The sequence below is a fragment of the Paenibacillus nuruki genome, from assembly GCF_001721045.1.
GTDB lineage: Bacteria > Bacillota > Bacilli > Paenibacillales > Paenibacillaceae > Saccharibacillus > Saccharibacillus nuruki.
The window spans coordinates 45,167-58,313 of the sequence record NZ_MDER01000064.1; the positions used below are offsets into that span (position 1 = coordinate 45,167).

Below are 13,147 nucleotides of genomic sequence, written 5' to 3' on the forward strand. Positions count from 1 at the left end.
AATTATGGGATTATACTATGAATTAACATTATTAGGGGGCTGTGTCATGAAAAAGAGGCAGATAGGTATAAGTATATTATCGGTAATGTTATTGGGATGGAGCCAGATTCCTGCTCACGTAGATGCTGCTTCTACGTCTTATCAAGCATCTAGCGACTTTGCTACCACACAAGGGCAACATAATTGGCATTATCAACAAGGGTCTGGCAATACATACTCTAATCTCACTTATAATACGGGTGCGAGTCGTTGGGATTTGAATCAAAGTTATCCATGGGTTTCTGCTAATGCTCAGCATCCCGGCAATACTGCTGATGCTGTTCGTACATGGATATCTCCAGGTACAGGCACGATCACGATCTCTGGAAGTATCACTAAAGGCTCCGCAGATGGCGATGGTATCCAAGCTACGATCAAAAAAGACAACACTACTTTGTGGACGCAAAAAATTACAACGACTGCTGACCAAAACCCTACCGGAGTTACTCAAATTCCAGTGGTCAAAGGCACACAAATTCATTTTATGATCAATAAAGTACAGTCGATCAGCTTCGATCACACCCTATGGAATCCAACGATTACGTATACCACTCCAGACAATCCGTATCTATCGATAGTCGATTTTGGAGCTATCCCCAATGACAGCAAAGATGATTACGCTGCGATTACCAAAACAATTACAGAAGCTAAAAAACAAGGAAAAGAAGTCTATGTACCGGCAGGCAATTTTACACTAAGTCAAATTCTTAAAGTAGATAGTGTAGCCATTCATGGAGAATCTCAAGATAGCTCTATCCTGACTTCTACTGATCCTAACAATGGCTCGATTGATCTGTCTGGAACCAGCCCTGCTCTTCGCAAATTGACTCATACGTATCAGACGACTGTTGAACGTGGTAATGGTGCGAATGAGAAAAACAGTATTACTGTACATGGTGCAACTAACTTCACGATTGATCATGTGACTGTAGACAAATCGAGTGCTGCCGGAATGTTAATAAGAGGTCAAGCTAATCAAGGAACGATTACAAATAACATTGTACAAGACACAGGAGCAGATGGTATTCATACAACTGATGGGAGTTATAATATTACGATTGCAAATAATAAGGTCAATCGTACTCTGGACGATATGATTGCTGTTGTTAGCTACGGTGATGATAAAGATAGCTCAGGCAAATTACTACCTACTCATGACGTAAAAATTCTTAACAATCAAGTTAATGGTAGTACAGAAGCACGGGGTATTTCTGTTGTAGGCGGTCATGATGTATTGATTGAAGGGAACTCTATTCAAAATACTTACATGGCTGGAATTTTAGTGGCTACAGAAGCGGGCGATTATAATACTCAAGATGTCAATCAAGTTACTGTTAACAACAACACACTAAATTCTACTGCTACTAATCTAGGCGGTGGTCATCCAAGCCTTTTGGTAACTACAGGACCGGGAAAAATCGATAATGTAACATTTAATGATAATACAATTAGTGAAGCAGGTAAGTATGTTTTCGGTACATTAGGTAGCGGAACGATGGGTACAATTAATTTTAATCGCAATAATATTATTGGAACAGGAAAAAGTGGACTATATATTTTTAAAAATGGGAACGTATTCGTAGATGGAGAAAAAAAGGTACTTACTAAATAATTAAAGACTGCATTACATTCACCATTAAATAAAAAGGAACCTTTGCTCCCTAAGAGGAGGACAAAGGTTCTTTTTTTATTTTAATATAAAAAAGCTATAGACTATTCGCAAGCTACGCCGTCTTTATCACGATCTAATTTTAAACGGTATCCTGGCTCTCCTTTATACAAAGGCGCTTTACCTGCTTTGCGAACAGCGCTACAGTTTTTGTAAAAGACTGTTTTGGATTTGGTATTCACATAACTTCCAGCTTGACTGGATTGTGCTTGAACCGTTGGTGCAACAGCTACTGTTAATCCTGCTAATAATGATAATGCGATTAATCCTGAACATGCTTTGTTCATTTTTTTCATGAGTATACCCCTTTACATTATAAGTGTTATTATACTTTTTTGGTACTATATGGATTATATCGGAGAGTTAGTTAAATTGTTTAGTTTAATTTATAAGTTACTTTCAAAAAATAAAAAGCATACCTTATGATGGACAAGCCACATTGGTATGCTTTGGGATATATAAGACTTGAACTTTATCTATGGAGATTGGCTGAATCCATACGCTCATTATAGTGAAAATGCTTTCTCAAAAGCTTGAATAACATGCTTCTTGGGGGATCGATCATACACAGCAAAAACAATCTGTTTAAATAAGAGTGCATATTTTTCTTCTAGTAGCACTTGACGGAACCACGCTGCTACTTCGTGCGGATCATTGCGAAATACACCACATCCGAATGCCCCTAATACCAGATACTCGTCTCCCTGCTCTGCGGCTACAGCCAAAATATAGCGAATACGTTCTAACATCACTTCACTGATTCGATCTACATTTGCAGGTTCACGTTCTCTGACTACACCTGCATTAACAGCTGGTGCAGTAATCATAGATACTTGATAGGTCTGTGCTCTCAGCGAACCATCGTCTTCCCGAAAGACCGTTACTTGTGGTGAGTAGATCATATAGTCTGAATACAGACAACTTTTTTGCTTACGATTATAATCATACATTTCAGTCATTTGAATCTGACTCGGATACAGAGAAGATGAACGTGCTAGACTTTCTTCTTGCGCCTGACTTCCTCCTAGAAAGCCACCACCAGGATTACGTGCAGAAGCAAAGTTTAGACAAGCGACTTTGTCACGTTGTTGTCTCATGGTTAGTTGTTCAGCTGCTTTGAGCGTTGAATAAGGATTTACAATAATCTTTGACGCACAGCGCTCATCATCCGACAATGACGACTCTTCCGGTTGTAATAAATCTGCTATATTTAGATTTCCTATATGAGTTGTATGTTGTAAAAGAGTGTTGATCTTTGCGACTGCTTTTTCTTTGACTGTTGATAATTTTTCAGGTGTATACAGAACAGAATAATTGATAGTATATTCAATCTCTGACTTGATCTCAATCTCTTTACCTGATAATACTTTGTAATGACCTTGTTCTAAAATATCTAATGTTTCTTGCGCCCACTTGGAGCGAACTTCTCGTGATGTCATGATTGGCAACTCCTTACTTCTCTATTTCTAGTTAGACTTGAGACAATAAATCTTCTCGCAGTTGTGTTAAAACTTCGCCCAGCCAATTCGTTCCCCGCCATGTTGCTCGCTGATGGATACGAGGATCATCTTCAGATAATCCAATACCCCAGATACGATCAGTTGGACTGGCTTCGACTAAAGTCTGTCCGGCTGTGGCTAACAGTACCAGTAATAACTCCGGGTTCTGCGTAAACTTGGCATGATTGCCACGGTATACGATATTTTTGGCTTCTCGATTCCAAAGCTCATCATCAAATCGTTGAATCTGTCTGCCTAACGCTTTTTGCTGACGCGGATGGTCCGCTTGTAAAATACGTGCAGCGATATCCCGATCACCGAATAATTGCGCTTTGCCATACATCATATATTGTTCTGCTGATGTAAATTGCTGCCCTTCCAACTCAAAAGAAGCTGGATACCACTGAGAGAATGGAGAGGCATCTCGGTAAAAAAATAAAAAGCGTTCAGATTGAGAGCTTGATCTACTCATTGTATGATTCCTCTTTTCTTGATCCAGACGTTATTTGATGACCTCTTCCCAAGCGGGACGAAAACGAAACAGTTGGGACGGTCGATGTCCTGCATCTTTGGTATATTCATTCGTAGCTACGACTTGTGAAGCGATTTTACGGCGAAATGCAGGTGCTAATAACTCTCGATCCAAAATAATTTCATAGACTTGTTGTAATGCAGATAATGTAAATAACGGTGGCATCAAATTAAAAGCAATATCGGTATACTCAATTTTGCTACGCAAACGTTCTACACCATAAGCAATCATTTTGGCATGATCAAAAGCGATTCCTTCGCTCTCTATTACTTCCCAGCGTACATCGTTGATCGTACCTCGATAGACATGAGTGACTCGAACCAAGCCAGATAGATGGTGTTCTCCATGCTGTAAATGAATACGAATATCCCGCTCAATCTCGCATCCATCGGGTAAACGTACTTTCTTTTCTTGCATAATCTGATAATTAAGCTTAAACCATCTTGCATCGTCTGCGTCTTCTCCCGCTTGTACTTGCTGAGTTGTAGAATCGACCAGTGCCATGTAAGAACAACTGATTACCCGTGTGCGAGGATCACGATTCACTTCGCCCCATGTGTATAATTGCTCCATATAGATGTGCTCCAGATTCGTTTCACTCCGCAATTCCCGAGCCGCCGCTTCATCCAGACTTTCGTCGATAGATACGAACCCACCCGGTAATGCCCATTGCCCCATATATGGATGTTCACCACGTTGAATCATCAGCAACTGCAATGACTTTTCTGGTAATTTGCGATAGTTATCTTGCTCTTGATTCATCACTGTAAAAATCAGCATATCGACTGTAGCTGAAGGTCGATCATATATACCAGCATCATATTGTTCCAGAAATTGTTCTTCTGTAAGACCTTTATGGTTAAGAATGGGCGTCGCATCAGTTGGCGAATCAGACATAAATATAACCTCCGTATTAGAATTAGCTATTATTAGTATTTACGTTTATTGGTTAAATGTGTTCAGCAAAATAAATCAGATATATGTTCGAATGATATTCACTCTTTGTTATTAACATATAGTTATTATTAATCAAAAATAATCTCCAAGTCAACACTAATCATAAAATAACCAAAAAGACTTTCCCTAGATAACAGAGAAAGCCTATAGTGTAAAATATCAAATCTACCGTTTATTTACGTTGATTACGCTTATTTTTACGATTCGTTTGGATCGTCATAAAACCAAAAATAATAAAGACCACTCCTGCACCTACAAGCATTTGTATCAAAAAATCCATCATTTCACCTCAAGCTTAGTCGTTATGTATACAGCTTACTTTACACTTAACCGATTACGCAGTACTTGCCACACTTTTATTAGAAAATATGCTGTAATATAGCAACCTATTAATGATACAAAAAAAGAATCTGTTTTAAAATATACTTTCTCTGTATGCATAGTGATAAACCATAGATTCTCATATCCTGTCAGATCATCACTTGTCTGCAATGTTAAAAAAGAAGAAAACTGACCAAACTGATACTGCTTTACAATATCTGAAGGGAAATTTCGCGTTATATGTACTCTATTAGGTATTAACATAAACAGTAACATCACAATTACAGTCACTAGCCAAACTCTTTTATGATCAAAAAAAGTCATATTGTCCTCCTTTCCTATCAAACGTGTAATATAAACATTGTAGACCAAATAAAAAAGCCTGAAACATTATGACTCTCTCGCGATCGCAAATGGTTAGGCTATAGTTATAAGGTTATATACTTCATTTGTTCAAAATCCTTAACGTGGTATCTATAATATCTGTTAATTTCTGCTGATCTACAGCTGTTTTCACTGTGGTACGTAGACCTAACCAGGCATTCATAAAATAGTGAGCCAGCAGTTCAGCATCAAGGTCTGCTTGGATCTCTCCACTTCCTTGACCTGCCACCAGTAGATCCAACAAACATTGTTCAGTGTGTGTATAAGCACCTTCTACTAATGCAGAGACTTCAGGATCGAGTGTACCTAATTCTACACCAGAATTCACCATTAGACAGCCTTTCGGTAATGCTTGATTATCGACCGTTGTTTCCAGAAATATACGAATGATATCTGTAACAGGAACTTGCCGTTCCAATAAATGTTGCAGTCGTTGGGACTGAAGAAGTTGATAGCGTTGCAGCGCTTGAATAAACAGCGCATGTTTATCTCCAAATGTATCATAGATACTTCTGCGATGAATCCCCATCGTATCAACCAATTCTTGCATTGACGTCTTCTCATAACCTTGGGACCAGAATAGATACATCGCTTTATCGAGTACTTCATTAATTTCAAATTCTTTATGTCTTGCCATTGTTCTCACCTCGCTTATTTAGTATACATTGAAGTGAATGATCAGCAAACGTGAGATTGATCCCAACTCATTCCTAACAGAAACTGTTGAATCTTTAAGATCATAGTATTGATCTTTAAAAATTATGATATTATTCTTCAAAATCCAGATAATAATAGATATCAGAATTGCCTCGTTCAGATGTAAAATAGTAATCTCTTGTATTCAAACCGCCGATTTCAAAACCATATTTTAAATAGAATTTATTTGCAGCAAGATTATATGATTGGGCAATAGTACTCAAGCCTTTACAATTTTTTTCTTTGGATACGACTATTCCCAAATCAAGCATATCTGTAGAGACACCACTTCTACGATAGTTTTGATTTACTTTCAGATCACTAAGATAACAATACTTATTCCAATGGATCTCAAACACAGCGAGTCCAACACAGATATCCTGATCAAAGGCAGCTATAGCAAAACCATTCTGATAGATTTTGGCAAATGAATAATCTTCTTCTGGAAATGTTTTCTCCTGCGTCTGATCAAAGTACTTTTCTTGATACTCCCATTGATCATTAGGCTTGGTCACGACTAATTCACCGAATATCTGAAAGGTCTCATTAGGTAATTGCAAAGAATCTTTGGTTGCTTCTGTAATCAATTCAATTCTTATATGATTCAATTTGTAGCCTCCTTCGATCTCTAACTATTCAGCTTCCAGAGTCCACAAAACTGAACGTATCAGAATTGTATAATAACTTTACCTTTTGGTCGACCATTAGCTACAAGCTCTAACGCATAATTGATATCGTTGATCGTAAATGTCTGCGGATGAAGAAGTGGAACAATATGATTGGTTTCAACGATTTGAGTAATTTCTTTCAATTGTGTACCGTCTGAGCGGACAAAGATAAATCGATATTGTATGTCTTTCTTCTTCGCTTTGTTATCATATCTTGCACCAACAGCACCAAAAAGCTTTTGTTTCCACCAAGGAAAGCCACGATCTTCTGCAAAACGTTTGTTAGGCCCGGTACGAAGAGAAAGTAATCGTCCGCCACGCTTCATAATTTGTAATTCATTATCGAACTCTTCCGGTCCTAAAGCATCGATCACATGATCAATATTCGTTAGAACGTCTACATAATTTTCTTTCGTATAATCTAAATATTGATCTGCACCAATCTGTAACGTACGTTCGCGTGTCTGTGCATTGCCGCTTACAATAACTTTTAATCCCATAGCTTTGGCGATAGGTACAGCGATTTGTCCAAAACTACCAGATCCACCGGGAATAAACACAGACTGCCCTGATTTTGCTTCTAGTTCTTCATGTAGCCCTTGATAAGCAGTAAGTCCTGTCAATGCTACCGCTGAAGCTTCTGCATAAGACAAATTTTTGGGCATGGGTGCAATAGCCGCCGCATCTACAGCTACATACTCGGCGAATGCGCCTATTTTTTTCAAAGGTAACCGTGTGTAAATATCATCGCCTACCTGAAATTCACGTACATTTTTACCTACTTTTTCAATCACACCTGCTAATTCATTACCGATTGTCAGTGGAAAAGGATAGTCTTGAATTAATTTGACACTACCTGTTATGATTAACATTTCTAGTGGATTCACAGCGGCAGCTTTGACTTTGACCAGCACTTCATGATCTTCAATATCTGGAATCGAAATCGTATTCACTTGTGCTTCTATTTGCTTGGAATACTTGCTGATCTGAGCAGCTTTCATTGTTTTGTTCATGTATGAGTACACATCCTTTTTAAATTCATTTTAGAATTTATGTTTTTAGTCGCATTATACAAATATATACTATTTATGTTAAATAATCCTATTTATACTTATTAAAATATTGAATAATAGAGAGCGTACATGGTTTAAATTGTACGCTCTCTTTAAGCAGATCAAAGGAATGACTGTGTTACTTTTTTTCTAATTCTTTTGTTTTTCTAATTCTTTTAACGTAGGATAATCCGTGTAACCCTCGCTACCTCCACTAAAGAATGCAGCAGGGTTTGCTTCATTTAGTGGTGCGCCTGTTTGAAGTCTTTCTACCAAATCAGGATTAGCTAATGCCCATACACCAACCGGTACAAGATCAGCTAGACCGCTATCCAGATCTGCACTTATATTTTCTAATGTCCGACCTGCACGATTAACCAATAATGGATTCGTCCATATAGATCGAATATCTTTTAACAATTCTTCATTTCCAAGGTGCATGATATGAAGATAAGCCAGATTGAATTGTGCTAATTCTTTGGTCAGGTAACGATAAAGATCAGGACCCTGTTCACCTTCTTCAATACCTCCAAGAGGTGTATGTGGAGAAATACGGAATCCTGTTTTGTCGGCTCCAATCTCCTCTACAATGGCTTGGGCAACTTCGATAGCAAAGCGAGCACGATTTTCGATCGAACCACCATATTCATCAGTACGTGTATTTGAATTTTCGCCTATAAATTGATTAATCAGATAACCGTTCGCCCCATGAATCTCAACGCCATCGGCTCCAGCTGCAATAGCAGCCGCCGCAGCTTGACGGAACTCTTGAATCGTTATTTGAATCTCTTCTTGACTCAACTCACGAGGTACAGGGATATTTTGCATACCATTTGCTGTAAACATGTCGACGCCGGGTGCAATCGCAGAAGGAGCAACAGGTTGACGATGATGAGGTGTATTTTCAGGATGTGACATCCGTCCAACATGCATCAATTGTATATAGACATAGCCGCCTGCTTCATGAACAGAATCGATCACTTTTTTCCATCCTGCAATATGTTGTTCTGTATAAATACCGGGTGACCATAAGTATCCTTGACCATCGTCTGAAGGCTGTGCTCCTTCTGTAATCAGAAGCCCCAAAGAAGCGCGTTGCGTATAATACTCTGCGGCTAACTCTCCAGGGGTACCATCTTCTTGTGCTCTACTGCGTGTCATCGGTGCCATAGCTAGTCGATGCTGTAATTCCATATTTCCTATTTTCGTGGGGCTCCATAATTTTTCCATTTGTATTCCTCCGATATTTGATAGGTTATAAGCTAAATGCTATTGATTTGATATTTAAAATTCTGAAATGACCGGGTAGATCGGTGCTGTTAAATTAAAATCGTAATTGGTATCAACAATACCTACAGTCTCTGTACCTTCATACAGATTCACCATAAATCCAGCCATTTCTTTTGCTGTGTGATACTTAGGCATATTGGCTTGATAATCATATTCTTCAATATCGTTTGAGTTTTTCACAAAATCGGTTTCAGTGATCGCTGGAGCCAATACTTTAGCTTTCAGATGCGCACCTTTGATTTCTAATTCTTTGGCAAGACCTTCTGTAAATGCACTTACATAATATTTAGAAGCAGAGTAGGCTACACTTCCAACAGCAATCGCATAACCAAGTGCTGAAGATACATTGATCAATTGAGTGCCTTCGATATTTGCATAATCTTTGACATAAAGGGTGGAAAGAATCGTTAATGATTCGATATTAACTTTTAACATCATTTCGACTTTACTTAGATTCTGATCGACGATGAAAGAACCTTCACCAAGTCCTGCATTGTTAATCCAAGTCTCGATTTGATAATTTTTTAGACTGTTGTATAGCGTATAGGCTTGCTGAGTGATAGAAAGATCACTCTCTACGATTACAACATCTAATGCTGGATGCAATTCTTTGATTTTGGCTTGAAGTTCTTCGAGCTTTTCTACTCTTCTGGCTACGATAATTAAGTTCTTTCCTTTAGCTGCAAATGCCAATGCGCTCTCATAACCGATTCCTGAACTTGCTCCTGTGATGACTGTATATTTCATTATTATTGCTCCCTTTAATCATATTTTAAATTTGAGAACGATCATTCTAAAATTGGTATAAAAGATCGTTTCTCCTTCTTTCGCCATAAGCATATCATTTCTAGAACGATCGGTAAAGTATTATTTTTAAAAATCATTTGTTGTGTCAAAAAGAAGTCATAGGATGGAATTTAACCATTACTTAAATAATAAAGTGACTCTTCTGCATCTAAAATGTAACGCTTAGTGGTTGGTGTTAGCTTGTGTAGATCTTACGAGACGAGTTGTCCATTTGCGTGGTAATAATCGTGGCATAAATGCTAATAAGCGATTGCGCGCTCCCGGTATAATCAACGTATCTCCTTTTAAAAATCCGTGATATCCTTCCTTCGCTACTTGACTAGATGTCATGACTGAACCGCTTTTTGCCATTTGCGGGGCTTCTTCCATACCCGAACGATTGAAAAATCCAGTCGCTGTAACTCCCGGGCATAATGCTGTCACAGTCACACCGGTTCCACGTAGTTCATTTTCAAGTGCTTCTGTAAAAGATAATACATAGGCTTTAGACGCATAATACACAGACATCAGCGGACCCGGAAAAAATCCAACAAGAGAAGATACATTCATGATCCCGCCATGTCCTCGCTTCACCATGTCCGGTAGAAATAACTTGGTCATTACAGTTAAAGCTTTGATATTGATATCAATCATATTCACTTCTTGTTCTAGATCTGTTTCTAAAAACGTTCCATACAAGCCAAATCCAGCATTATTAATCAGGTAATCTACGACAATTCCTTTTTCCTGAAGTTCTGCAAAAACAGCTTGAGGCATTCCTGTTGCCGAGACATCTTTGGCGATGATTATCGAGTGTGTACCGTATTTTTGTTTGTACTCTTTCGCCATTTCTTGCAACTTGGCTTCATTGCGTGCTACCAACACCAAGTTATAGCTATCTCTTGCAAAAAGGTCTGCTAATTCTTTTCCAATCCCGCCCGATACGCCTGTGATCAATACCGTTTTTTTCATTGTCATGGCTCCTTATTCATATAGTAAGTGAAAGTTAAACGTGTTCGTTGTATTCGTTTATAAGTCTGTACAAAGGATAATGGTTGCTAACATAAAAATACAAGAATGATCGTTCTAAAAATATTAAAAAAATAAACTTTTCTTTGAATATCTTATTTGCGTATGAACATTCTTTAACTATTGTTAGTTAGCGAACTTCTGATTTAAACTCTACCATATTGAGAACGATCGGTAAAGAAAAATATTTTTTATTTCTATATGTTAAAGAATTAGATATTAAAAAGCCTTTAGCCTGTATAAGCTAAAGACTTCCCTTCGAGTACAATTGTTAGATAAGCAAAGACTCGTTGCTTATCAACCTGCACTAACATTTCGGACAACATAGACTAATATTAACCATAATACAAATATGATGCCTACCACCAATACGATTTTAGACTGTTTACTTCTGAACATATACCATGCTCCTTCTATTTTCTATTTGGTATTCATTCTAAATACTATGTAACTCTTTTCAAAATCTTTGGTTATTGCTCTACTTATTTATTGATTTAATTTTAATATCAAAATTACTTTCTTCCATATTATAGCATTTAGTTAACAAAGTATAAGCAGAGATCGTTTGCAAATGATTGACTACCTTTTCCAACTGTTCTATAGAATCTGTTCCGTGAGCTACTTTAATGTATTGGTGGCTATATAATGCTCTATAAATATCCTCATGATCTGTCGGCTCAATCTGTACCAGATGAATATGAGAATCTGCTGTATGTCCACTGCCTACGATAGCATAATGATCATCAATTAGAAGGGCTTTGTCATGATGATATTGCAAATGTTTTTCATGTGGAACGACCCAGATTTGTTTCATATGTAGATGTCCTCCTAAAATTAAATACGTTTAAGTATTATTATTATACTCTATTCTTAAAACAATTAATACTTATAAATATCATTTAATAGTACTTATATATTCCTTACACCTTTATGATTTATTGTCTACTCTTTTAGAGAGGTGTTGAATATGGATGAGGTTTTGATAAAATTAGGAAGTAAAATAAGAGAATATCGTAATCTTAAAGGATTATCTCAAGATCAATTAGGAGAATTATGCGGATTTCATTTTTCCTATATTGGCGGAGTCGAACGTGGAGAACGAAATATTACTATTGAAAATATTGCAAAGATTTCTAAAGCTTTAGATATTGAACTTTCTAAATTATTTGAATTTAATCAAGAAACAGATGAGAATAATTTAGGAGAAAAGCAAAACCTTTTAAATGAATTAACTATCTTACTTGAAAATAAGAGTGTTAGTCAGATTACTATGATAAAAAATATTATTAATGAGATTTTTAAAACTTTTTCGAAATAAAAAAAAGATACACTAACAAATTAGTGTATCTTTTTTTTATTAAGTTAAACAGGATCGGATAAAATTTTCTGATTGTTGCATAGCATCTAATAATGACGCCTCCCAGAAATTATTTCCATATATTTTTCTTTTGCTTTCTGCTTCATCTTGTAAATCTAACTCTACATCTTCTATAGTCACTTTTGTGGTTGATCTTCTGGATTTTGCTAATAAGGTCATTCTATGGGTGGTAATTGTTCCATTAGCTAACTTAGAATAGTTATCCAATAAATTGAGATACAAAAAATGACTTGAAATTATACAAAATAATGTATTGTCTATTTGTTCTCTATTGTTTAAATAAAATTTAACTGATGGTATAAGATCGTTATTGTCATATATTAATTTCGCAAATAAAAATTTCTTACTTGGTAAAATATCATAATACATATTCAAAAAAAGTCTATTGTTATTATCATCTATCCATTTCTCTCTTTTTTTTAAATTGCAACTTGCACAGCATGGAATTAAATTTAAAGGATTTATACTTAATTCAGGATATTGACTTTTAGGAAGATAATGATCAAAAGTTATAGGAGTATCTATACAGCAATACTGGCATTTCATTCCATATTCTACTGATTGCAAATTAGAAATACAAGATTTCATTTCTTCTAATGCTTTAGTACTACTATCGTAACAGTGTAAAAATGCTTCTTTAATTAATATTTTTTCGCTATAATCAACTAAAAAATTTATTAAAACATGTAAAGAATCTAAATTATCATTAAACAATTTATATTGTTCCCATACTGTTATAAAATTTTCTTCATTTAATAATAATAATCTTGTTTCTTCTTTCTTTGAATGAGCTATTCTTTTAAAAATATCTATAGGCTCTTCCTGATATGGTATCAAGTTTTTCATA

General features: G+C 36.4%; 14 protein-coding genes and 1 pseudogene. 2 read left to right on the forward strand and 13 right to left on the reverse strand.

Going from position 1 to position 13,147, the window contains the following annotated elements; genetic code table 11:
• The first annotated feature begins 46 nt into the window (after positions 1-46).
• The gene (locus PTI45_RS16760) at positions 47-1,651 is read left to right on the forward strand and encodes a right-handed parallel beta-helix repeat-containing protein (protein WP_175425207.1); all 1,605 of its coding nucleotides are present in this window, start codon (positions 47-49) and stop codon (positions 1,649-1,651) included.
• A 101-nt stretch (positions 1,652-1,752) separates the two neighbouring features.
• On the opposite strand, the pseudogene PTI45_RS24490 reads toward PTI45_RS16760, so the two are convergent.
• The 12 genes and pseudogenes from PTI45_RS24490 to PTI45_RS16820 form a co-directional block, all read right to left on the reverse strand.
• A pseudogene (locus PTI45_RS24490) lies at positions 1,753-1,920 on the reverse strand (excalibur calcium-binding domain-containing protein); the annotation flags it as partial.
• A gap of 294 nt (positions 1,921-2,214) precedes the next feature.
• Complete coding sequence (locus tag PTI45_RS16770; protein WP_069328756.1) at positions 2,215-3,147, reverse strand: TIGR02452 family protein; 933 nt, start codon at positions 3,145-3,147, stop codon at positions 2,215-2,217.
• A gap of 31 nt (positions 3,148-3,178) precedes the next feature.
• Positions 3,179-3,679 carry a riboflavin biosynthesis intermediates N-glycosidase gene (locus PTI45_RS16775; protein WP_069328757.1) on the reverse strand — a complete coding sequence of 167 codons (501 nt, stop codon included), beginning with the start codon at positions 3,677-3,679 and terminating at the stop codon, positions 3,179-3,181.
• Between the two features lie 30 nt (positions 3,680-3,709).
• Positions 3,710-4,636, reverse strand: a complete 927-nt coding sequence (locus PTI45_RS16780; RefSeq protein WP_069328758.1) for an NUDIX hydrolase — start codon at positions 4,634-4,636, stop codon at positions 3,710-3,712.
• A gap of 375 nt (positions 4,637-5,011) precedes the next feature.
• Positions 5,012-5,341: a hypothetical protein gene (locus PTI45_RS16785; protein ID WP_069328759.1), complete on the reverse strand. Its 330-nt coding sequence runs from the start codon at positions 5,339-5,341 to the stop codon at positions 5,012-5,014.
• Between the two features lie 121 nt (positions 5,342-5,462).
• Positions 5,463-6,038 carry a TetR/AcrR family transcriptional regulator gene (locus PTI45_RS16790; protein WP_069328760.1) on the reverse strand — a complete coding sequence of 192 codons (576 nt, stop codon included), beginning with the start codon at positions 6,036-6,038 and terminating at the stop codon, positions 5,463-5,465.
• 130 nt (positions 6,039-6,168) lie between these two features.
• Positions 6,169-6,705, reverse strand: coding sequence for a GNAT family N-acetyltransferase (locus tag PTI45_RS16795; RefSeq protein WP_245703499.1), 537 nt, complete (start codon positions 6,703-6,705; stop codon positions 6,169-6,171).
• A 59-nt stretch (positions 6,706-6,764) separates the two neighbouring features.
• Positions 6,765-7,778, reverse strand: a complete 1,014-nt coding sequence (locus PTI45_RS16800; RefSeq protein ID WP_069328761.1) for an NADP-dependent oxidoreductase — start codon at positions 7,776-7,778, stop codon at positions 6,765-6,767.
• A gap of 189 nt (positions 7,779-7,967) precedes the next feature.
• Complete coding sequence (locus tag PTI45_RS16805) at positions 7,968-9,047, reverse strand: alkene reductase (protein ID WP_069328762.1); 1,080 nt, start codon at positions 9,045-9,047, stop codon at positions 7,968-7,970.
• A gap of 54 nt (positions 9,048-9,101) precedes the next feature.
• Positions 9,102-9,854 carry an SDR family NAD(P)-dependent oxidoreductase gene (locus tag PTI45_RS16810; protein ID WP_069328763.1) on the reverse strand — a complete coding sequence of 251 codons (753 nt, stop codon included), beginning with the start codon at positions 9,852-9,854 and terminating at the stop codon, positions 9,102-9,104.
• Positions 9,855-10,076: 222 nt separating this feature from the next.
• On the reverse strand, positions 10,077-10,865 hold the full coding sequence (locus PTI45_RS16815; RefSeq protein ID WP_083243586.1) for an SDR family NAD(P)-dependent oxidoreductase: 789 nt from the start codon (positions 10,863-10,865) through the stop codon (positions 10,077-10,079).
• A gap of 535 nt (positions 10,866-11,400) precedes the next feature.
• Complete coding sequence (locus PTI45_RS16820; RefSeq protein WP_069328765.1) at positions 11,401-11,736, reverse strand: hypothetical protein; 336 nt, start codon at positions 11,734-11,736, stop codon at positions 11,401-11,403.
• 153 nt (positions 11,737-11,889) lie between these two features.
• Between PTI45_RS16820 and PTI45_RS16825 the strand changes: the two genes are divergently transcribed.
• The gene (locus PTI45_RS16825; RefSeq protein ID WP_069328766.1) at positions 11,890-12,240 is read left to right on the forward strand and encodes a helix-turn-helix domain-containing protein; all 351 of its coding nucleotides are present in this window, start codon (positions 11,890-11,892) and stop codon (positions 12,238-12,240) included.
• A 39-nt stretch (positions 12,241-12,279) separates the two neighbouring features.
• On the opposite strand, the gene PTI45_RS16830 is transcribed toward PTI45_RS16825, so the two are convergent.
• Positions 12,280-13,146 (reverse strand): HNH endonuclease, encoded by an 867-nt coding sequence (locus PTI45_RS16830; RefSeq protein ID WP_069328767.1) that lies wholly within the window; start codon positions 13,144-13,146, stop codon positions 12,280-12,282.
• Between the last annotated feature and the right edge of the window lies 1 nt (position 13,147).

Coding starts and splice junctions, on each gene's coding strand:
- PTI45_RS16780 (WP_069328758.1), bottom strand. CDS start 4,636: ATGTCTGATTCGCCAACTGATGCGACGCCCATTCTTAACCATAAAGGT.
- PTI45_RS16770 (WP_069328756.1), bottom strand. CDS start 3,147: ATGACATCACGAGAAGTTCGCTCCAAGTGGGCGCAAGAAACATTAGAT.
- PTI45_RS16790 (WP_069328760.1), bottom strand. CDS start 6,038: ATGGCAAGACATAAAGAATTTGAAATTAATGAAGTACTCGATAAAGCG.
- PTI45_RS16825 (WP_069328766.1), top strand. CDS start 11,890: ATGGATGAGGTTTTGATAAAATTAGGAAGTAAAATAAGAGAATATCGT.
- PTI45_RS16830 (WP_069328767.1), bottom strand. CDS start 13,146: ATGAAAAACTTGATACCATATCAGGAAGAGCCTATAGATATTTTTAAA.
- PTI45_RS16785 (WP_069328759.1), bottom strand. CDS start 5,341: ATGACTTTTTTTGATCATAAAAGAGTTTGGCTAGTGACTGTAATTGTG.
- PTI45_RS16820 (WP_069328765.1), bottom strand. CDS start 11,736: ATGAAACAAATCTGGGTCGTTCCACATGAAAAACATTTGCAATATCAT.
- PTI45_RS16800 (WP_069328761.1), bottom strand. CDS start 7,778: ATGAACAAAACAATGAAAGCTGCTCAGATCAGCAAGTATTCCAAGCAA.
- PTI45_RS16760 (WP_175425207.1), top strand. CDS start 47: ATGAAAAAGAGGCAGATAGGTATAAGTATATTATCGGTAATGTTATTG.
- PTI45_RS16815 (WP_083243586.1), bottom strand. CDS start 10,865: ATGAAAAAAACGGTATTGATCACAGGCGTATCGGGCGGGATTGGAAAA.
- PTI45_RS16805 (WP_069328762.1), bottom strand. CDS start 9,047: ATGGAAAAATTATGGAGCCCCACGAAAATAGGAAATATGGAATTACAG.
- PTI45_RS16775 (WP_069328757.1), bottom strand. CDS start 3,679: ATGAGTAGATCAAGCTCTCAATCTGAACGCTTTTTATTTTTTTACCGA.
- PTI45_RS16810 (WP_069328763.1), bottom strand. CDS start 9,854: ATGAAATATACAGTCATCACAGGAGCAAGTTCAGGAATCGGTTATGAG.